The sequence below is a fragment of the Microbacterium dextranolyticum genome, from assembly GCF_016907295.1.
Classification (GTDB): domain Bacteria; phylum Actinomycetota; class Actinomycetes; order Actinomycetales; family Microbacteriaceae; genus Microbacterium; species Microbacterium dextranolyticum.
In genome coordinates this window covers 1982151-2001657 of sequence record NZ_JAFBBR010000001.1, presented here as the reverse complement: position 1 = coordinate 2001657, position 19507 = coordinate 1982151, and the positions used below count along the sequence as shown (strand labels likewise).

General features: G+C 71.3%; 13 protein-coding genes. 7 read left to right on the top strand and 6 right to left on the bottom strand.

All coding sequences use genetic code 11. From position 1 onward, the window contains the following. Positions 1 to 35: 35 nt before the first annotated feature. Positions 36 to 692 carry a hypothetical protein gene (locus tag JOE64_RS09265; RefSeq protein WP_204963982.1) on the bottom strand — a complete coding sequence of 219 codons (657 nt, stop codon included), beginning with the start codon at positions 690 to 692 and terminating at the stop codon, positions 36 to 38. A gap of 58 nt (positions 693 to 750) precedes the next feature. On the opposite strand from JOE64_RS09265, the gene mfd reads away from it, so the two are divergent. Beyond that, positions 751 to 4350, top strand: a complete 3600-nt coding sequence (mfd, locus tag JOE64_RS09260; protein ID WP_204963981.1) for a transcription-repair coupling factor — start codon at positions 751 to 753, stop codon at positions 4348 to 4350. Between the two features lie 268 nt (positions 4351 to 4618). Continuing rightward, positions 4619 to 5917 carry an HNH endonuclease signature motif containing protein gene (locus JOE64_RS09255; protein ID WP_204963980.1) on the top strand — a complete coding sequence of 433 codons (1299 nt, stop codon included), beginning with the start codon at positions 4619 to 4621 and terminating at the stop codon, positions 5915 to 5917. 67 nt (positions 5918 to 5984) lie between these two features. Here JOE64_RS09255 and gdhA read toward each other — a convergent pair whose 3' ends face one another. Beyond that, positions 5985 to 7343, bottom strand: coding sequence for an NADP-specific glutamate dehydrogenase (gene gdhA, locus JOE64_RS09250; protein ID WP_271202521.1), 1359 nt, complete (start codon positions 7341 to 7343; stop codon positions 5985 to 5987). A 139-nt stretch (positions 7344 to 7482) separates the two neighbouring features. Here gdhA and JOE64_RS09245 point away from each other — a divergent pair, with 139 nt between their 5' ends. Further along, positions 7483 to 8082, top strand: a complete 600-nt coding sequence (locus JOE64_RS09245; protein ID WP_204965034.1) for a gamma carbonic anhydrase family protein — start codon at positions 7483 to 7485, stop codon at positions 8080 to 8082. Positions 8083 to 8250: 168 nt separating this feature from the next. Here JOE64_RS09245 and JOE64_RS09240 read toward each other — a convergent pair whose 3' ends face one another. Then, the gene (locus JOE64_RS09240; RefSeq protein WP_204963978.1) at positions 8251 to 10938 is read right to left on the bottom strand and encodes a phosphoenolpyruvate carboxylase; all 2688 of its coding nucleotides are present in this window, start codon (positions 10936 to 10938) and stop codon (positions 8251 to 8253) included. A gap of 109 nt (positions 10939 to 11047) precedes the next feature. On the opposite strand from JOE64_RS09240, the gene JOE64_RS09235 reads away from it, so the two are divergent. The 3 genes from JOE64_RS09235 to JOE64_RS09225 all read left to right on the top strand — a co-directional run bounded on the left by JOE64_RS09235 (position 11048) and on the right by JOE64_RS09225 (position 14340). Then, the gene (locus JOE64_RS09235) at positions 11048 to 12238 is read left to right on the top strand and encodes a Na+/H+ antiporter NhaA (protein WP_204963977.1); all 1191 of its coding nucleotides are present in this window, start codon (positions 11048 to 11050) and stop codon (positions 12236 to 12238) included. A 95-nt stretch (positions 12239 to 12333) separates the two neighbouring features. After that, positions 12334 to 12957: a MazG nucleotide pyrophosphohydrolase domain-containing protein gene (locus JOE64_RS09230; protein WP_239532113.1), complete on the top strand. Its 624-nt coding sequence runs from the start codon at positions 12334 to 12336 to the stop codon at positions 12955 to 12957. A 111-nt stretch (positions 12958 to 13068) separates the two neighbouring features. Then, a complete protein-coding gene (locus JOE64_RS09225; protein WP_239532112.1) occupies positions 13069 to 14340 on the top strand; it encodes a histidine--tRNA ligase in 1272 nt (423 codons plus the stop codon). Here JOE64_RS09225 and JOE64_RS09220 read toward each other — a convergent pair whose 3' ends face one another. Next, on the bottom strand, positions 14341 to 15249 hold the full coding sequence (locus JOE64_RS09220) for a helix-turn-helix transcriptional regulator (RefSeq protein WP_204963974.1): 909 nt from the start codon (positions 15247 to 15249) through the stop codon (positions 14341 to 14343). A 147-nt stretch (positions 15250 to 15396) separates the two neighbouring features. Between JOE64_RS09220 and JOE64_RS09215 the strand changes: the two genes are divergently transcribed. Further along, complete coding sequence (locus JOE64_RS09215; RefSeq protein WP_204963973.1) at positions 15397 to 16836, top strand: MFS transporter; 1440 nt, start codon at positions 15397 to 15399, stop codon at positions 16834 to 16836. Between the two features lie 15 nt (positions 16837 to 16851). Here JOE64_RS09215 and JOE64_RS09210 read toward each other — a convergent pair whose 3' ends face one another. Next, the gene (locus JOE64_RS09210; RefSeq protein ID WP_204963972.1) at positions 16852 to 18111 is read right to left on the bottom strand and encodes an APC family permease; all 1260 of its coding nucleotides are present in this window, start codon (positions 18109 to 18111) and stop codon (positions 16852 to 16854) included. A gap of 111 nt (positions 18112 to 18222) precedes the next feature. After that, positions 18223 to 19506, bottom strand: coding sequence for an LCP family protein (locus JOE64_RS09205; protein WP_271202522.1), 1284 nt, complete (start codon positions 19504 to 19506; stop codon positions 18223 to 18225). Position 19507 lies beyond the last annotated feature (1 nt).

Sequence of the window (19507 nt, the reverse complement as noted above, 5' to 3'; positions counted from 1 at the left end):
GGCTCGCCGCACGGCGACGCCCGGGCCCGTTGGGGTCAGGACGCTCCGGCGCCGATCCCAGTGAGGATGCACAGCCCGACGATCACGGCGTAGACGAACGGGCCCGCGGCGGCGACCACGACCGCCGCGATGCCCTGCCCTCGTCCGCGTCGCGTCGCGATGGCGGCGATGCCGAGTCCGAGCGCCGCAAGCCCCAGCGCGGTGCCGATCCAGTACCCGATCTCGGCCCACAGCACGAGAGCGCGGACAGGGGTCAGCAGTCGCAGAAGCTCCTGCTCCGACATGTACTGCAGCTCGTCCGAGCCGAGCCTGGACGCGTGTCGGACGGCGCCCTCCGCCGCGGCGAGGCCTGTCGCTGCGCTGAGCACGATCGACACCACCACGCCCACGAGCGCGACGACCAGGGCGATGAGCCCGAGCGATGTCGAACGCGTCGGCGCGGCCGGCGAGGCACGAGGGGCGGAGAAGAGCTCGCCGTGCGAGGCGGTCGTCCCGCCCGGGTACGGCGTCGTCTGTCCGGCCGGAGCCGGCCACGGTGCGCCGGAGGACACCGGCGCCGGTGCCGCCGGGCCACCCGGTGCGACTGGAACGGGCGGTGCTCCCGGCGACGGCTGGACGAACAGCACCGCAGGGGCCGGCGCGGGCGGCTGCGGGGACGCACCCGGTGCGGGTGACTGCGGGTCCTGGCTCACACGCTCATCCTAGGCGGGGGTCAGATCCGGTGTCCGTGGGGCGCCCTAGACTCGTCCGGTGACAGTTTCCGGGATCGCGCGCGCCCTGACGCAGGCTCCATCCGTCGGCCGAGCCCTCGAAGCGGCCCGCGTCGACACCGACTTCTCGATGCTCGGCGGACTCGACGCTCCTCTTCTGGCGGCGCTCCTCGACGCGAGGAGGGGCTCAGGCGTTCTGCCTCCGGCTCTCCTCGTGATCACGCCCACCGGGCGGCGTGCGGAGAGCATCGGTCCGGCGCTGCAGAGCCTGGTGCCGGATGCCTCCGTGCACCACTTCCCTGCGTGGGAGACTCTGCCGCACGAACGTCTCAGCCCCTCGACCGAGACGGTCGGGCGTCGCCTGGCCGTGCTGCGGGAGGCCGCCGCCTGGGACGGGCGCGCGCCTCTCATCGTCACCGCGTCGGTGCGCGGAGCGTTGCAGCCGCTCGCGGCCGGACTCACCGACGCAGGCGTGCTCGACCTCGCGGTGTCCGGGCGGGGGCACGACCTGCAGGCGGTCGCCCGCCGCCTCGTCGACCTCGCGTATCTGCGCGTCGACATGGTGTCGCGGCGCGGCGAGTTCGCCGTGCGCGGTGGCATCCTCGACGTGTTCCCGACCGTCGCCGACCACCCGTATCGCGTCGAATTCTTCGGCGACGAGGTCGATCAGATCCGGGCGTTCTCCGTCGCCGATCAGCGCTCCCTGCCGGGCGAGATCCGCAGTGTGACGCTGCTGCCGGCGCGCGAGCTGCTGCTGACGCCCGATGTCCGCGAGCGCGCCGCAGCGCTGCGCGACCGGTTCCCCGGCCTGCAGGCGATGATCGAGAAGATGAGCGAGGGCATCCCCGTCGAGGGCATGGAATCGCTGCTTCCTGCCGTCGCGGATGCCGTCGTCCCGCTCGTCGATTACCTGCCGCGAGGCACCGCTGTCGCGCTCGTCGATCCCGAACGTTCGGTACGGCGCGCGATGACCCTCGGCGACACGAACCGCGAGTTCCTCGAAGCGGCGTGGAGCGCGGCGGTCGCCGGCGCCGACACCCCCGTGGATCTGGCGTCGGGAGACTTCCTGGCGCTGCCCGATCTCGCGGCGGCGACACGTGAGCGCGGCGGCGTGTGGTGGTCGTTCAGCGGATTCGACTCCGGTGAGGCGGATGCCGCCGATGAAGGGCTCGGCCAGAGCGACGTGGTGCGTGTTCCGGCACGCGCGGTGCCCTCTTTCCAGGGCAACGTCGACGGTGCGACGGCGCACGTCGGAGAGCTCGTCGCCGACGGCTGGAGCGTCGTGGTGGCCGCATCGGGCGCGGGCCTCGTCGACCGTGCGCGCGATGTCCTCGCCGAGCGCGGCATCGCCGCGCGTACCGCCGAGTCGCTCGACGATGCCCCCCAGCCCGGGGTCGTCACGACCGTGCTCGCCGTGCTCGAGAGCGGATTCGAGCTCGTCGAGGCGAAGCTCGCCGTGCTCACCGAGGCGGAGTTCTACGGCCGCACGATCGGCGCCGACGGGAGGGTCGTCAAGAAGCTCGCCTCGCGGCGGCGGAACGTCGTCGATCCGCTGCAGCTGAAGACCGGTGACATCGTCGTGCATTCCACGCACGGCATCGGCCGGTTCGTCGAGCTCGTGCAGCGCGAGGTGTCCAGCGGTGGACGCAACGCCGTGAAGACCACGCGCGAGTACCTCGTGCTCGAGTACGCGCCCTCCAAGCGGGGTCATCCGGGCGACAAGCTGTTCGTGCCGACCGACCAGCTCGATCTGCTGAGCCGCTACGTCGGCGGCGAGGCGCCGACGCTGTCGAAGATGGGCGGCAGCGACTGGGCGGCGGCGAAGGGCAAGGCCCGAAAGGCGGTCCGCGACATCGCCGTCGAGCTCGTGAAGCTCTACTCCGCCCGGATGGCCGCGAAGGGCTACGCCTTCGGTCCCGACACCCCGTGGCAGCGTGAGCTCGAGGAAGCCTTCCCGTTCGCCGAGACGCCCGACCAGCTGCAGACGATCGACGAGATCAAGGCCGACATGGAACGGTCGATCCCAATGGACCGGCTGCTGTCGGGCGACGTCGGCTTCGGCAAGACAGAGGTCGCCGTGCGCGCCGCCTTCAAAGCGATCCAGGACGGCAAGCAGGTGGCGATGCTCGTGCCCACGACACTGCTCGTCAAGCAGCACCTCGAGACGTTCCAGGAGCGCTTCGCCGGATTCCCGGTGAAAGTCCGCCCGCTCTCGCGCTTCCAGACCGACAAAGAGGCGCGCGAGACCCTCGCGGGGCTCACCGACGGCACGGTCGACATGGTCATCGGCACGCACCGCATCCTCACCGAGAAGGTGATCTTCAAGGATCTCGGGCTCATGATCATCGACGAGGAGCAGCGGTTCGGCGTCGAACACAAGGACGCGCTGAAGAAGCTCAAGACGAACGTCGACATCCTCGCCATGAGCGCGACGCCGATCCCGCGCACGCTGGAAATGGCGGTGACGGGCATCCGCGAGATGTCGACGCTCGCGACCCCGCCGGAGGACCGGCATCCGATCCTCTCGTACGTCGGTGCACGCAGCGACAAGCAGATCGCTGCCGCGATCCGGCGCGAGCTGCTGCGCGAAGGTCAGGTCTTCTACGTGCACAACCGGGTGCAGTCGATCCAGCGGGTGGCCGCGCAGTTGGCCGAACTCGTGCCCGAGGCGCGGATCGCGGTCGCGCACGGCCAGATGGGCGAGCACGCGCTGGAAGAGGTGGTCGACGGGTTCTGGGAGCGCAAGTACGACGTGCTCGTCTCGACGACGATCATCGAGACCGGGCTCGACATCTCGAACGCCAACACGATCATCATCGACCGCGCCGACAAGTACGGCCTCAGCCAGCTGCACCAGCTGCGCGGCCGTGTGGGTCGCGGGCGCGAGCGCGCGTACGCCTACTTCCTCTACGACGACGTGAAGCCGCTGTCCGAGACGGCCGCCGACCGCCTCGAGACGATCGCGGTCAACAACGACCTCGGCTCGGGCATGCAGGTCGCGCTGAAAGACCTCGAGATCCGCGGCGCGGGCAACCTCCTCGGTGCCGAGCAGGCGGGGCACATCGCCGGGGTCGGATTCGACCTGTACCTGCGCATGATCGGCGAAGCGGTCGCCACCTTCCGCGGCGACGAGGTCGAGGGGCCCGCCGAACTGCGCCTGGAGCTCCCCGTCGATGCGCGGATCCCCGAGAGCTACATCGACAGCGAGCGCCTGCGCCTCGAGGCGTATCAGAAGCTGTCCGCCGCGGCGTCGCCGACGCGGCCGCAGGGGGCGGATGCCGGTGACCCGATCGACCTCGTCCGCGAGGAGCTCGAGGACCGTTACGGACAGGCGCCGGCGGAGGTCGACGGACTGTTCCGGATCGCGCGTCTGCGGCGGCGGGCTGCGCAGTCGCAGCTGAGCGACGTCGTCGCGATGGGCCCAAACCTGCGGGTCGTGCCGGCCCCGGCATCCGATTCGCTGCGCGTGCGCTTGCAGCGGCTCTACCCCAAGTCGAAGGTGCTGGCCGGGGGAGAGGCGATGGTCGTGCCGCTGCCGAACGCCGGCGGGGAGCCCGTGCCCGGCGCGGACCTCATCGCATGGGTCGAGCAACTGCTCGATCAGCTCTACCCCTTGCCTGAACCTGCCGACGCCGCCTGACGCTCGCCGCGCGCTGCCCGGGTGCCCCTCGCTGTCGCGGTCGTTCCTCGTGGTCGGGGACCGGCCTCAATGGCGCCGGTGTTCCGGAGCTGGATGCCCCGCGAAACCTCCCGTATGTACGGTTTCGGGGCGTTTTGCGTGACATACGCGAGGTTTGGCGGGGACAGTGTGGGCGCTCGGGTGCGGTGTCAGGTTGCGTGCGGGGCGGTGCGGGGTGCGGGTGATGCAGCGACCATGCGATGTCGGAACCCCCGGTCAGAATGGGGTTATGGAGAAGCTTGCGACGATCTCGGGCAGCGACGGCGACATCGCCGTGCTGGCCGAGATCGTCGCCGGCGTCGCGTCCGTCGATGCGCAGCTGACGGCGGCGCAGGTCGCGCAGATGCGCCTGCTGGCCCGTGCCGGGCAGCTCGCCGCGCGACAGGCGGCCGGGTCGCCCGAGAACATGCGCGTGCACGATATGGCGCTGCGGTCGGTGGCGGCGGAGCTCGGCGGCGTGCTGCGCGTCACCGACCGCACCGTGCAGGTGCGGATCGATGAGGCGCGCGAGATCGTCGAGCGGTACCCGGCTGCGCTGGCGGCGTGGGAGTCGGGCCGGATCACCCGTGGGCACGTGCGGGTGATCGTGGAGGCGGGAAACGTCGTCCCGTCAGAGCGGCGTGCAGATTTCGAGCGCGAGGCGATCGACCGGTGCGCGCGCGACACGCCGAACCGCGTGCGTGCGGAGATCGAGATCCTCGCGCAGCGGGTGGCAGAGGTCTCTTTCGGCGAGAGGCATCGCATCGCCGCGAGCGATCGGCGCGTGCGGGTCGTGCCGGGGCGGGACGGGATGTCCGAGCTCGTGGCCGATCTTCCCACGATCATCGCCGACGGCATCCTCGATCGACTCACCCAGCAGGCGCGGGCCGTGGTCGATGCGCGAGAGTCGGATGACGAGGATGATCGCCGCATCGACCAGGTGCGTGCTGATGTGTTCGCCGATCTGCTCCTCGCGGGCGCGCCATCCCTCGACCCGACCGCGGGCGGCGACGGCCCGGGTAGCCTCGGCGCGATCCGCGCGCAGGTGCAGGTGATCGTTCCGGCGCTGACGCTGCTGGGTGCCGACGACGGTCCCGCCGACCTGGTGGGACGGTCACCGATCGACGCCGAGACCGCGCGAGCGCTGGCGGCGAACGCCTCGTGCTGGGCGCGGGTGCTGACCGAGCCGGTCGAGGGCACGGTTCTCGCCGTCGATCGGTACCGCACGCCGTGGCCGCAACGGCGCTTCCTGCGGGCGCGCGACCAGCACTGCCGATTCCCGGGATGCCGGAGGGCTGCGATCCGCTGCGAGATCGACCACACCGTCGATGCGGCCCTCGGCGGACCGACCGCACTGTGGAATCTCGCGCACCTGTGTCAACGGCATCACAGTATGAAGCAGTTCACCCGGTGGCGGGCGCGCCAACTCGGCGGCGGAGTCCTCGAATGGACCTCGCCCACGGGGCGCATCTACCGCGAGGATGCCCCCGCCCCACCCGTCCACTTCACGCCGACCATCCCCGTTTCGGCCGATCCCGCGCCGTTCTAGATACGCGACGCCCAGATGTGCGGCTGCAGGACTGCGCCCTGAACGGCCGGGAACGCCCGAGAGCGCGTCAGATCACGCCCTGCGCGAGCATCGCGTGGGCGACACGTTCGAAACCGGCGATGTTCGCGCCGGCGACGTAATCGCCTGGACGGTCGTATCGCTCCGCGGCGTCGAAGGCGGCCGCGTGGATGTCGGCGATGATGTCGCGCAGCTTGCGCTCGCTGTCGTCGAAGCTCCACCGCTGACGCGACGCGTTCTGGCTCATCTCCAACGCCGAGGTGGCCACACCGCCGGCGTTGGCCGCCTTGCCGGGGCCGAACAGCACACCGGCTTCCTGGAACGCGGCGACCGCTCCGGGCGTCGACGGCATGTTCGCGCCCTCCGACACGACGCGCACGCCCCGTCCGATCAGCGCACGCGCGTCGTCCTCGTCGAGCTCGTTCTGAGTGGCGGCGGGGATCGCGACATCGACCGGCACATCCCACGGCCGCGCGCCCTCCACGAACCGGGCCGAGGGCCGCTGGGCCGCGTACGCAGAGATGCGCGCGCGATCGATCTCCTTCACTTGACGCAGCAGGTCGACGTCGATGCCCGCGTCGTCGACGACGTAGCCCGACGAGTCGGATGCCGTGACGGGCGTCGCTCCGAGCTGCAGAGCCTTCGCGATCGCGTAGACCGCGACATTGCCCGAGCCCGACACGGCGACACGCTTGCCATCGAGCGAGTCACCGTGAACGCGCAGCATCTCTTCCGCGAAGAAGACCGCCCCGTAGCCGGTCGCCTCGGTGCGCACCTCGGCGCCACCCCATTGCACGCCCTTACCGGTGAACATGCCCGACTCGTGGCGGTTCGTGATCTTGCGGTAGGTGCCGAAGAGGTAGCCCACCTCCCGCGCGCCGACGCCGATATCGCCCGCGGGGACGTCGGTGTGCTCGCCGAGGTGACGCCACAGCTCGCTCATGAACGACTGGCAGAAGCGCATGATCTCGGCGTCCGAGCGGCCGTGCGGGGTGAAGTCGCTGCCGCCCTTCGCGCCGCCGATGCCCTGCCCGGTGAGGGCGTTCTTGAAGATCTGCTCGAAGCCGAGGAACTTGATGATCGAGAGGTTCACCGAAGGATGGAACCGCAGGCCGCCCTTGTACGGACCGAGCACCGACGAGAACTGCACGCGGTAGCCGCGGTTGACGTGCACGGTGCCGGCATCATCGACCCACGGCACGCGGAACATGATCTGGCGCTCCGGCTCGACCAGCCGAGGCAGCACTCCCGCCGAGACGAACTGCGGATGCCGATCGAGCACCGGTGCGATCGATCCGAGCACCTCGTGCACCGCCTGCTGGAACTCGGGCTCGTGAGGGCTGCGTGCGAGCACGGCCTCGAACACGGGGGCGACGGAAGCGGGCAGGGGGGAGAGCGTTTCGGGCACGGTGGAGCTTTCTGGCCGGACGACAGACGATACGGCCCGCCGCAGAGGCGTGCGGGCACGGGAGCTTCCACTGTATCGACGCATGTCGGTCGCTCGACGCACATGACGATCCGGCTCTACGCTGGCGATGGAGGTCGACATGCGATTCGAGCACCTGGGGGCGCAGCCCCGGATTCATCCGGATGCCGTCGTGGCGCCCACGGCCGTCGTCTCGGGCGACGTGACGATCGGTGCCGGATGCCAGGTGCTGCACGGCGCGGTCATCACCGCCGAGGGCGGCCCAGTCACCCTCGGCGACCATGTCATCGTCATGGAGAACGCGCTCATCCGGGCGAGTTCGACCCACCCCGTCCACATCGGCTCGCATGTGCTGGTGGGGCCGACCGCGAGCATCGCCGGGGCGACGATCGGCGACGAGGTCTTCCTCGCCACCGGCATCCGCGTGTTCAACGGCGCGCGTGTCGGCGACCGCAGCGAAGTGCGCATCGGCGCGATCGTGCACCTGCGCACCGTCCTTCCCGCCGATTCGGTCGTCCCGATCGGATGGGTCGCGGTCGGTGATCCTGCGCGGGTGCTCTCACCCGACCGGCACGACGAGATCTGGGCGCTGCAGAAAGAGCTCGACTTTCCCGGTTATGTCTTCGGACTCGACCGTGACACCCCCGATCTGATGGTCCAGCTCACCGAGCGCTACGCCGCAGCCCTCGCCCGTCACGGGGACGACCGCCGCCTGGACTGATCCCGCCTCTCCGAGGCTTCGAGGGCTGTGCCGGCGTCTCGCCGGTGTCCTCTTCGCGAGCAGCGGCCTCGCACACCGGCGGGTTCACGCACGACGGCCCCTCGCCGCGCCGATTCCGCGCGGGAACCGGGGTGTCGAGAGGCCGTCGTGATCGGGCGTCGCCGAGTGTCACCCCGTGTTCTGGAGTCCGGCCGAGACGCCGGAGACGGACAGCAGCAGAAGCCGCTGCCAGCGCGGCAGATTCGATTCGGAGACCTCGGCGGTCCGGAGTGTCCGCAGGGCCCGCAGCTGCAGCAGCGACAGCGCGTCGACGTACGGGCTGCGCATCTTCACGGCGCGCTGCAGCACCGGCTTGTTCGCGAGCAGCTCGTCGCCGCCGGCGATCGCGACCACCCAGCGCGTGGTGAGGGCCATCTCGTCGGCTACGAGCTCCGCGAGGTCGGGTCGGTCGCCGAGGCCGAGGTAGCGCTGCGCGATGCGCTCGTCCGCCTTGGCGAGGCTCATGCCCACGTTGTCGATCACGGTGCGCAGCAGCGGCCACTCGTCGTAGGCCCGGCGCAGCAGCTCGACGTCGCCGACGGCCTCGAGGGCGGTGCCGAGGCCGAACCAGCCGGCGAGGTTGATGCGGGCCTGCGACCAGGCGAACACCCACGGGATCGCGCGCAGGTCTTCGAGCGACTCGACCGACAGCCCGCGACGGGCGGGCCGCGAGCCGAGGGCGAGAAGACCGATCTCCTCCATCGGCGTCACGGTCGCGAACCACGGGGCGAAGCCGTCCGCCTTCACCAGCGAGAAGAACCGCTCGCGCGACGCGGTATCCATCGTCGCCGCGACCTCGGCGTAGCGCTCTGCCGCCGCGCTGTTGCGCTCTTCGATCGACGGCGCGGATGCCAGCAGCACCGCCGCGGCGACCTGGTCGATGTGGCGCATCGCGATGTTCGGGTCGCCGTAGCGCGCGAAGATGACCTCGCCCTGCTCGGTGAGCTTGAAACGCCCGTCGACCGAATGCGGAGGCTGAGCCAGGATCGCGGAGTTGGCGGGGCCGCCGCCGCGGCCGAGCGCGCCGCCGCGACCGTGGAAGAGGGTGAGGCGGATGCCTTCGTCCTGCGCCCACGCGGCGATCTTCGCCTGCGCCTCGTACAGCGCGAGGTTCGCGGCGACCGGGCCGACGTCCTTCGACGAGTCCGAATAGCCGAGCATGACTTCGAGGCGGCGGCCGGTGGCATCCAAGCGTGCGGCGAACTCGGCGTCGGTGATGATCTCCGCCATGATCTCGGGTGCGGCCTGCAGGTCGGCGAACGTCTCGAACAGCGGGATCACGTCGAGCACCGGGGGAGTGCCGCCGGCACCGACGGCGAACCGTGCGAGCGTGCGCACGTTCGCGAGGTCGGCGGCCGACTGCGTGAACGAGACGATGTAGCGACCGGCGGCGTCGGGCCCGTAGCGGCGCTGGATCTGCGCGATCGTGCGGAAGACCTCGAGCACCTCTTCGGCCTGCGTGCTGAGCGCACCGCCCTCGCCCGCGGCGAGCGCTTCGCACTCCGCGAGCACCTTCCTGTGCACGGCCGAGTGCTGCCGCACCTCGAGCTCGGCCAGGTGGAAGCCGAACGTCTCGACCTGCCACACGAGCTGCTGCAGATGGCCGTAGGCCTGCCGGGGCGCGCCGGCGGCGGCGAGCGACTCCTGCACGACGCGCAGGTCGGCCAGCAGCTGCGCGGGCTCGCGGTACGCGAGGTCGGCGTCGCGACGCCGCGTGGCGCCGATGCGGCGGGTGATCAGCAGCATCGCCCGCTTGTGCGGCTCGGTGGCGGCGCGCTTGGCGGAGTCGGATGCCCCGTCTTCGTCGGCGGCGGTGAGGCGCTGCAGCAGAGCCTCGAGCTCCGTGCTGGCCGGGGTCGTCTCGGCGGCAGCAGTGAGGGTCTTCGCGATGCGCTGCGACGACTTCTCCAAGCCGAGCAGGATGTGCTCGGAGGCGATCCCCGCCGCCTTGCGGGTGATCGACGCGGTGACGAACGGGTTGCCGTCGCGGTCGCCGCCGACCCAGGTGCCGAGGCGCACGAAGGGGCGCACGATCGGGGCTCTGCTTCCCGCGGCGGGGCCCTGCAGGGCGTCGTCGACGCGACGGTACACGTGCGGCACCGCCGTGTAGAGGGTCTCGTCGAAGACCGCCATGATCGCGCGCACCTCGTCGACCGGGGTCGGCTTCTCGGCACGCAGCGGCGCGGTGCGCCACAGGGTGTCGACCTCTTCGAGCATCCGGCGCTCGGCGCGGCGCTCGTCGGCGCCACCGCTCAGCAGGAAGTCCCGCTCCCCGAGCAGGCGCACGAGCCGGCGGATGCTGGAGGACACCGCGCGGCGACGTGCCTCCGTGGGGTGCGCCGTGAACACGGGGTGGAAGCGCAGGTCGCGGAGGCGCTGCAGCGCGGTGTCGTCGCCGACCTCGGCCGACAGGCGGACGAAGGCAGCGGCGACGGAGTCGGCGGCCTCCTCCTTGTCGGGGCGGCCGTCGCGCTCGCGCAGCACGCGCACGCGCTGATGCTCCTCGGCGAGGTTGACGAGGTGGAAGTACACCGTGAAGGCGCGCGCCACTTCTTCGGCGCGCTCGATCGAGAACGACTCGGCGATCGCGGCGGCGCGTTCGAACGCCTCCGGCGACTCGTCGGTATACGCGGCGATGGTGGCGCGGCGCAGGCGTTCGACGTCTTCGTAGAGTCCGGGCGAGCCGCTTTCGCGGAGCACGCGGCCGAGGAGCGAGCCCAGCAGCCGCACGTCGGCGCGCATGCGTTCGGGCAGTTCCTGCTCGGCCTCGTCGCGGCCGACGAGATCGATGGCTTCCGTGCGGGTGAGTTCGCGCATTACTCCACGGTAGTCCCGGGATGTTTCCCGCGCGTCACACGGTAGGATTCGTCCTGGTGTGCCGGGAAGTCTGGTCGGCGGTTCTCGTCCGTCGACCCCGGAGGTGCCGATGCCGTTGACGCGCTCGCCCCGTTTCCCCGCCGTTCTGCTCCTGCTGGCCGCAGCGACCGGGCTGCTGCTCGCCAATTCGCCGATGCGCGACTCCGTCTTCGAGATCGCGGATGCCCGTGTCGGCGTGCCCGGGCTGATCGAGCTCTCGGGCAGACACGTCGTCTCGGACGGCCTCCTCGCGCTGTTCTTCTTCGCGGCCGCCGTCGAGCTGCGGCACGAGCTGACGCGCGGACGGCTGGCATCCGTTCGTCGCGCGCTGCTCCCGGCGGTTGCCGCCGCCGGCGGGGTCGTCGTGCCGGTCCTCGTCTACCTCGTGATCGCGGGCGGATCGGATACCGCGCGCGGCTGGCCGATCCCGACGGCGACCGACGTCGCGTTCGCGCTCGGCGTGCTGGCCGTGTTCGGGCCGGGCCTCCCGGCGGGCGTTCGCGTGTTCCTTCTCGCGCTGGCGATTCTCGACGACGTCGTCGGGATCGTGCTGATCGCCGTCCTGTTCACCGCGCACCTCGAGGTCGTGCCACTCGGCATCGCCGCGATCCTGGTCGTCGTCTTCGGATGGCTCAGCGTGCGGCACGTCTCGATGCGCGCGAGCGAGAGTGTCACGGTGCGCGTGGCCTGGCGCGTCGTCCTGATCGCGCTGGCCGTCGCCGTCTGGGGCGCCGTGCACGCATCGGGGGTGCACGCGACGATCGCGGGCGTGGCACTCGGGCTCGCGATGACGCCCCGCGGCGCCGCTCGCGCCCGACACGCGCTCGAGCCGTGGGTCGCCGTGGTCGTGTTGCCGCTGTTCGCGCTGACCGCCGCGCTCGTGCCCTTACCCGCGGCATCGGTGACGGAGCTGTCACCCGCGTTCTGGGGTGTCGTCGTCGCGCTTCCGCTCGGAAAACTCCTCGGCATCGCCGTGGCGACGGCCCTGGGCTCCGTGGTGCTGCGCGTTCCGCATCCGGAGCGGCTGGCGTTCGGCGACCTGCTCGCGGTCGCCGCGCTCGGCGGCATCGGCTTCACGGTCTCGTTGCTGCTGGGCGATCTCGCCTTCGCCGGGCAGCCGGACACGCGCGATCAGGCGACGCTCGGTGTGCTGGCGGGATCGTCGATCGCGCTCGTCGTCGCGGCGATGCTCGTATCGTGGCGGTCATGGCATCATCGACGCGCGCGTCCCGTTCCGGCGACGATTCCGGACATCCCATGAGCCTCGCCGGCGTCGCGGGCGACGAGGCGTCGTCGGGCGTCCTTCCCCCGTCGAGCGAGGCGGCCGGCGACGCTCTGCGTGCGGCGGTGGAGACGATGCGCGCGATTCGCGAGCGGTGCGTCTGGTCGCAGCGGATCACCCACGACGATCTGGTGCCGTATCTCGTCGAGGAGTCGGCCGAACTCATCGATGCGGTCGAGACCGGAACGCGCGCCGACCTGCGCGAGGAGCTCGGCGACCTCCTCTGGCAGGTGCTCTTCCATGCGGCGGTCGCGGCGGACGACGCCGACGACCCGTTCGACATCGACGACGTGGCCGCCGTCCTGGTGGAGAAGATGGTGCGACGGCATCCGCACGTCTTCGGCGACGCGGTCGCCACGACGCCCGAGGACGTGCTCGTGCACTGGAACGCGGCCAAAGCCGCCGAGAAGAGCGATCGCCGATCGGTGCTCGACGGGGTCTCGGCGCACATGCCCTCACTCGCGCTGGCGCAGAAACTCCTCGGTCGCGCCGCAGCGCTTCCCGCTCGCGTCGCGATCACGTCACCGGCCGACGGGGCCGCCGGCGACCTCCAGGCCGGCTCCGAGGACGAGCTGGGGGAGCGGCTGCTCGCCCTCGTCGGCAGCGCCCGGGCGAACGGCTGGGATGCCGAGCGCGCGCTCCGCAGCGCGATCCGGCGACTCGAGAGCGATATCCGCACCGCGGAGCAGACCGGGTAGCGCTCCCGCGCTGCGCGAGTCACTCCGTGTCGTGGCGCGCCGCGCTGCGCGGCTGCGCCGCGATGGACCTGGAAGAATGGGCGCGTGGCATCCGTGAACCCGCCGCGCGGCATGCGCGACTTCCTCCCCGTCGACAAGGCCCGACGCGAGCGCATCCTCGCCGTGATCCGGGGGCGCTACCGTGCGCACGGCTTCGATGAGATCGAGACGCCCGTCCTCGAGGAGTACGGCCGCCTGCACGCGGGAATCGGCGGCGACAACGAGAAGCTCGCCTTCAACATCCTGAAGCGCGGCCTCGACGCCGAGGCGGTCCGCGCAGCCGGAGGCGACCCGGCCGCGCTGTCGGACCTGGGCCTGCGCTACGACCTGACGGTGCCGCTCGCGCGGTTCTACGCGACGCACCGAGCAGAGCTGCCGAGCGTCTTCCGGTCGATCCAGATGGCGCCGGTCTGGCGCGCGGAGCGGCCGCAGAAGGGGCGCTACCGCCAGTTCGTGCAGTGCGACATCGACATCATCGGCGACGGCACCGCACGTGCCGAGGCCGAACTGCTCGTCGCGAGCCTCGACGCGCTGGATGCCCTCGGGCTCGAGGGCGGCACGTTCCGCATCAACGATCGCCGAGCCCTGAATTGGATGCTCGGACACTTCGGCTTCGCCGAGGGGGAGCGACCGGGTGTCCTGATCACGATCGACAAGCTCGACAAGATCGGTCCGGACGGTGTCGTCGCCGAGTTGCACGGACGCGGCGCGGATGCATCCGCGGTCGACGCTTTCGCGCGTTTCCTCGGGCGCCCGCAGACGTTCGAGCACCGGCCCTTCGGGGAGAGCCAGATCCGACAGGCGCTTCCCGACGGGGCGCCGGACGAGATCGTCCAGGACCTCGTCGCGATCGGAACCGCCGTCGCCGCGGCACGCCCGGTCGACGCCGGTGCCGTCGCCGAGGTGCCGCTCGCGTTCGACCCGTTCCTCGTGCGGGGCATGGGCTATTACACGGGCACGATCTTCGAGCTCGCGCACCCGAGCGTCGACTACTCCCTGGGAGGCGGCGGGCGCTACGACGGCATGATCGGCCGATTCCTCGGCACCGACGTTCCCGCCGTGGGCTTCTCGTTCGGGTTCGAGCGGCTCGTGGAGCTGCTGGAATCCGAGACGGATGCCGGTGTCGCCGCCGTCGTTCTGGTGCACGAGCGCGACGTGCCCGTCGGCGACCTCGTGGCGCTGAAGGCCGCATTCATCGGGGAGGGATCGCGCGTGCGCCTCGAGCAGCGCACGAAGAACCTGAAGGCTTTGCTCGAGCGGGCCGCGTCCGACGGCTACACCGCGTTCGCCACGGTCGCCGCTGGGCAGGAACGCCACGACCTCGAGGTGAAGCCGCTCGCCTGATCAGGCGGTCGCGCCGAGCGCGCGACGGCCGTCGGCCGGTTCGGGAATCGCCGAGGACGGCGTCGAGACGACGGGATCGCCGGGCGCGACCCGGGAGAGCCTTTCGACCGCACGTTCGGTGGCCTCGTCGACCGGCGAGAACCAGACGACACGAGACGCTCCGCTCTCACCGATCCACAGGCTGGTCATCTCGAGGTGGAGGGGGCCGAACTCGGGGTGCAGGAGGTTCTTCCGCGTGCTCTGCTCGCCGCCGACGTCACCCCGTCGCCACAGGTCGGCGAAGACGGGGGAGTCGCGCTCGAGCCGGCCGACGAACTGCTGCCACCCGGGCTCGTCGTGATGGCGGCCGTACGCCGCGCGCAGTCGCGACGCGATGCGGTGCTGGGCATGGTCGAGGTCCAGGTGAGCGCGCTGCCAGACCGGGTCGGTGAAGATGCGCACGGCGCAGTTGCGCTCGTCGGCCGGGTACGCGTCGAAGTCGTCGAAGAGGAACCGGTACGAGCGGTTGTAGGCGCGGATGTCGAAGCGCGCCGTCTGCACCGCGGCCGGGTAGGGCATGAGCTTCGCGAGCAGGTCGAGGTGCGCCGGCTCGACACAGGCGCGCTCGTCGCGCCCGGGCGGGGCAACACCCGCCAAAGCGAACAGGTGGTCGCGCTCGTCCTCCGACATCCGCAGCGCGCGGGCGATCGCGTTCAGCACCTGATCGGATGCCGCGATCGGGCGCCCCTGCTCGAGCCACGTGTACCAGGTGAGCCCGACGCCGGCCAGTTGCGCGACCTCTTCGCGTCGGAGCCCCGCGACACGGCGACGGCTCCCGGCCTGCAGCCCGACGTCGGCGGGCTGCAGGCGCTCCCGGCGGGTGCGCAGGAACGCCGCGAACTCCTCGCGACGTTCGCTCTGTCCACTCATCGCCGTTCTCCTCGGGCCGGATCGGTGCGGCCTTCTCCCGCCAGGGTAGACCTCCCGCGCGCTCCCGCGCGCCGTGGGAGGAGTGCTGCCAGTACCAGGATGAACACACTCCTGGTACCAGCATGAACTGCGCCCGATGCTGGGCGCATGACCACTGCACTCGCCGACGCTCCCACCGCGTCGATCCGTACCCTCCCCGGAGCCGTGCCGACCTGGCGCTACCTCGGACTGCTCATCGGTCCGGGCGTGGGAACGTTCGCCTTCAACGCGGTGACCGTCACCATGCCCCAGGTGCACGCCGCCTTCGCCGCGTCGGAGGTGCAGCTCGAGCTCGTCGTCGCCGGGTACGGGATCCCGTTCGCTGTTCTGCTGATCCTCGGCGGGCGTCTGGGCGACCGATTCGGCCGGCACGCGATGTTCGTCGCCGGCATGGGGCTGTTCCTCGTCTCCGCGCTCGGATGCGCGCTCAGCCCGACCATCGAGATGCTCGTGGTCTCACGCATCGTGCAGGGCATCGGTGCATCGCTGTGCACGCCGCAGGTGCTCGCCACGATCCAGGCGACCTCGACCGGGCCGGCTCGAGCCCGCGCGATCGCGGCGTTCGGTGCCAGCGGTGGCATCGGTGCGGCAGCGGGACAGGTCATCGGCGGCGCGCTCGCCGGCGTCGCCGTCGGGCCGGTCTCGGGGTGGCGTCTGGTCTACGTCGTCGTTGCTGCGGCAGCCGTCGCCGCGATCGTGCTCGCCCGGCTCGCTCCCCGCTCGCGCGCACACGAAGCGGTGGCCATGGACCTCGCCGGCACCGTCGAGCTGGGCGCAGGCATCCTGCTCATCGCCTCGGCGCTGACCTTCGGTCCCGCCCTCGGCTGGACGTGGCCCGCCTTCGCCGCGCTCGCCGGCGGGGCTGCGATGCTCGTCGTCATGTGGGCGCATCAGAACCGCATCGAGCGCAGCGGGCGGGTGCCGCTGCTGCCGCCGAGCGTCCTGAGGCTGCGTCCGCTGCGGCTCGGGCTGCTCACGGCGGGCCTGTTCTTCGCCGGTTACGCCGCCGTGCTCTACGTCATCCCGCGCGCCGTCGAGGCCGGGCTCGGCTACGGCCCGTTGGATGCCGGATTGCTGCTTCTGCCGTTCGCGGCCGTGTTCGCCGTCGTCTCGCTCTCGGTCACCCGCGTCCAGCGCCGACTCGGCGACAGGACGCTGGTGTGGGGCGTGGCCCTCCAGCTCGTGGCGCTTCTCGGATTCGGCGTCACGACGGCGATCGCGTGGGGCGACGCGCTCATCTGGTGGCTGCAGCCGGCGCTCGTGCTCCTCGGCATCGGTCAGGCGCTCATCTTCTCTCCTCTCACCCAGATCGTGGTTCGTGAGGTTCCGGTCGAGGCTGCGGGACTCTCGGGCGGCATGTTCAGCACGGTGCAGCAGCTCGGCCTCTCGCTCGGCGTCATCGCGATGGGGACGATGGCGACGGCATCCTCGTGGACCGGACGCACCGAACTGCTCGCCGGCGTCGTGTTCGACGGCATCCTCGCGCTCGTCGTTCTGGCCCTCGCCGCTGTTCTCGTCGGCCCGCGGTCCGGCGAAGCGAAGCGCTGAGCGACCAACCGCGCCTTAGCGGGGACAGTTCCGGTGGTCGCCGATGCGTAGGCGCACGATCCGGTAGACGATGCCGATGGCGACCGTCGCCGCTCCGATCGCGACGCTCGGCCACGGCAGAGTGCACGCGAGGACGAGGCATCCCGCCGCGCCGATCACCTGGAGCGCGCGCGGGTACCGTCGCGCTTCGCCGTGTTGTCGCCAGGCGGCGACGTTCGCGACGACGTAGTAGAGCAGAACGCCGAAGGAGGAGAAGCCGATCGCGCCGCGCAGGTCGATCGTCGCGACGAGCGCCACGACGACGACGGCGAGGGCGAGCTCCGCGCGGTGGGGCACATGACGGGTCGGATGCACGACGGCCAGAGCCCGCGGCAGATCGCCTTCGCGCGCCATCGCGAACGATGTGCGACCGATCCCGGCGATGAGCGCCAGAAGCGCCCCCAACGATGCGGCCGCCGCGACGACGCGGACGATCGGTCCCGCCCAGGGCCAGCCCGTCGTGGCGGCGGTGGCCACCGGATCGGCCGACGAAGCCGCGCCGTCGGGGCCGAGTGCGTGCAGCACTCCCACCCCGACGGCGACGTAGACGACGATGGCGACCGCGAAGGTCACGATGATGGCGCGGGGGATCGTGCGCTGCGGATCTCGCACCTCTTCGCCGAGTGTCGCGATCCGCGCATACCCGGCGAAGGCGAAGAACAGCAGGCCCGCCGACTGCAGCACGCCGTAGAGGTCACCGCCATACGGGATGCCGGTGAGCCGGCCCTCGGCGTCGGGCGCGGCGAGTGCGCCGCCCACGGCCACGGCGAGCCCGATCAGCACGACGACCACGACGACACGGGTGAGCAGCGCCGTGCGCGTCACCCCGAGCAGGTTCGTCGCCGTGAGGGCGAGGACCGCGATGATCGCCACGACGCGCTCGGCGCCGGGCGGTGCCACGTACGCGGCGAAGGTCATCGCCATGGCGGCGCAGCTCGCCGTCTTGCCGATGACGAACGACCACCCGGCGAGAAATCCCCACCAGGGACCGAGTTCCGCGCGACCGTACGCGTACGTGCCGCCCGAGGTCGGATGCACCGCGGCGAGCTGTGCCGATGCGGTCGCGTTGGCGAAGGCGACGGTCGCGGCGATCCCGAGCCCGACGAGCAGCGCGCTGCCGGCGGCATGCGCGGCGGGAGCCCAGACGGCGAACACGCCGGCACCGATCATCGACCCGAGTCCGAGCGCGACGGCGTCACCGAGACCGAGACGGCGTTCGAGGGCGGGGGATGCCATGCGCGCACCCTAGCGGGCGGCGGTGACCGGGGAGTGCCCGTCCCAATACCCGCGCCCACCCCGAGGGACCGGTGGACGCGATGGGCCCGATCGGTCAGGACGGCGTTCTGTTCAACGCCGACCGACGGTGCAGGTGACCTCCGCGGACGTCTGCCCCGGGATCGAGGCGGGGAGGGCGACGGGTGCCGCCGCGGACGGCGCGGCATCTGTGGCGATCGGCTCCGGCGACGCGGCCTCGGTCGGTGCAGGCGCGCTGGCCTCTCCCACGACCTCGGTGCTCGACCCGCCGCTGGCGGCACCGGTGAGCTGGAGCGGCTGGTTCGCGGCGAGCGCCTGGAAGAGCACGTCGGCGGCGCTCGTGACGGGCTCCACCCGGTTCGGATCCGCGGCGCCGTACGCGGTGGGGTACTGCACGAAGAGGATGTCCTTGTACGGCACGCTGCGCATCGCCATCGCGATCTGCACCATGCTCTGAGGGTTCGACAGCGAACGGCTGAGGGTGATCTCGCCGCTGGTCACTTGACGCACCGCCGTCGTCGCGAGGTTCAGAAGCGCGGCGGGGTCGCCGAGCACGCCGCCGGACTGGAGCTTGCGCACCATCGAGCTCATGAACTGCTGCTGGTTCGAGATGCGACCGAGGTCCGACCCGTCGCCGATGCCGTAGCGGGTGCGCAGGAACTGCAGCGCGGCCGCGCCCTCCAGCGTGTGCGTCCCCGCCATCAGGTCGAGTCCCGTGTACGCGTCGTGGACGTCGTTCTGCACGCAGACGTCGACGCCGCCGATCGCGTCGGACATGTTGATCACACCGGTCCACCGCGTCGCGGCCGCGAACCGGATGTCCACCCCGGTGAGCTCCGAGATCGTGAGTGCGGTGCATTTCAGGCCGCCGTACATGTACGAGACGTTGAGCATCTGCTCGCTCATCGCCGGATGCTGCGTGCCGTCCTCTCCCGTGCACGAGGGGATCGGCACCAGCATGTCGCGCGGGAACGAGACCACCGTCACCCGGCGCGGCTCGTCGCTGATGTGCACCAGCATCGTGACGTCGTTGCGCTCGCCGTCGGTGTCGTGCTCCTGACACGCCCCCGACAGGGCGGCGTTCGGGCCTTCGCACGAGTCGGTGCCGACGACGAGCAGGTTGACACCGCCCTCGATCTCGCCGATCGACGGCGGCAGCGGCGCGTCGTCCTCCCCGATCGCGACGCCCGCGTCCTCGATCGCCTGCACCCCATTCCAGACGTAGAACCCACCGACGGCACCGGCGCTCACGACGATCACCGCGAGCAGCGCCCCCAGGAAGGTCAGCACCTGCCCGACGGGACGCGGCGAGCTCAAGACCCCGTGGCGCGCCACGGGGCGCCGGGCGGGTGCGGGGCGATCTGTGCGTGGGCTCACG

Bases quoted from the DNA above. Each gene is read 5' to 3' on its own strand.
- JOE64_RS09255 (WP_204963980.1), top strand. From the start codon at position 4,619: ATGGAGAAGCTTGCGACGATCTCGGGCAGCGACGGCGACATCGCCGTG.
- JOE64_RS09245 (WP_204965034.1), top strand. From the start codon at position 7,483: ATGCGATTCGAGCACCTGGGGGCGCAGCCCCGGATTCATCCGGATGCC.
- JOE64_RS09240 (WP_204963978.1), bottom strand. From the start codon at position 10,938: ATGCGCGAACTCACCCGCACGGAAGCCATCGATCTCGTCGGCCGCGAC.
- JOE64_RS09235 (WP_204963977.1), top strand. From the start codon at position 11,048: ATGCCGTTGACGCGCTCGCCCCGTTTCCCCGCCGTTCTGCTCCTGCTG.
- JOE64_RS09230 (WP_239532113.1), top strand. From the start codon at position 12,334: ATGCGCGCGATTCGCGAGCGGTGCGTCTGGTCGCAGCGGATCACCCAC.
- JOE64_RS09225 (WP_239532112.1), top strand. From the start codon at position 13,069: ATGCGCGACTTCCTCCCCGTCGACAAGGCCCGACGCGAGCGCATCCTC.
- JOE64_RS09220 (WP_204963974.1), bottom strand. From the start codon at position 15,249: ATGAGTGGACAGAGCGAACGTCGCGAGGAGTTCGCGGCGTTCCTGCGC.
- JOE64_RS09215 (WP_204963973.1), top strand. From the start codon at position 15,397: ATGACCACTGCACTCGCCGACGCTCCCACCGCGTCGATCCGTACCCTC.
- JOE64_RS09210 (WP_204963972.1), bottom strand. From the start codon at position 18,111: ATGGCATCCCCCGCCCTCGAACGCCGTCTCGGTCTCGGTGACGCCGTC.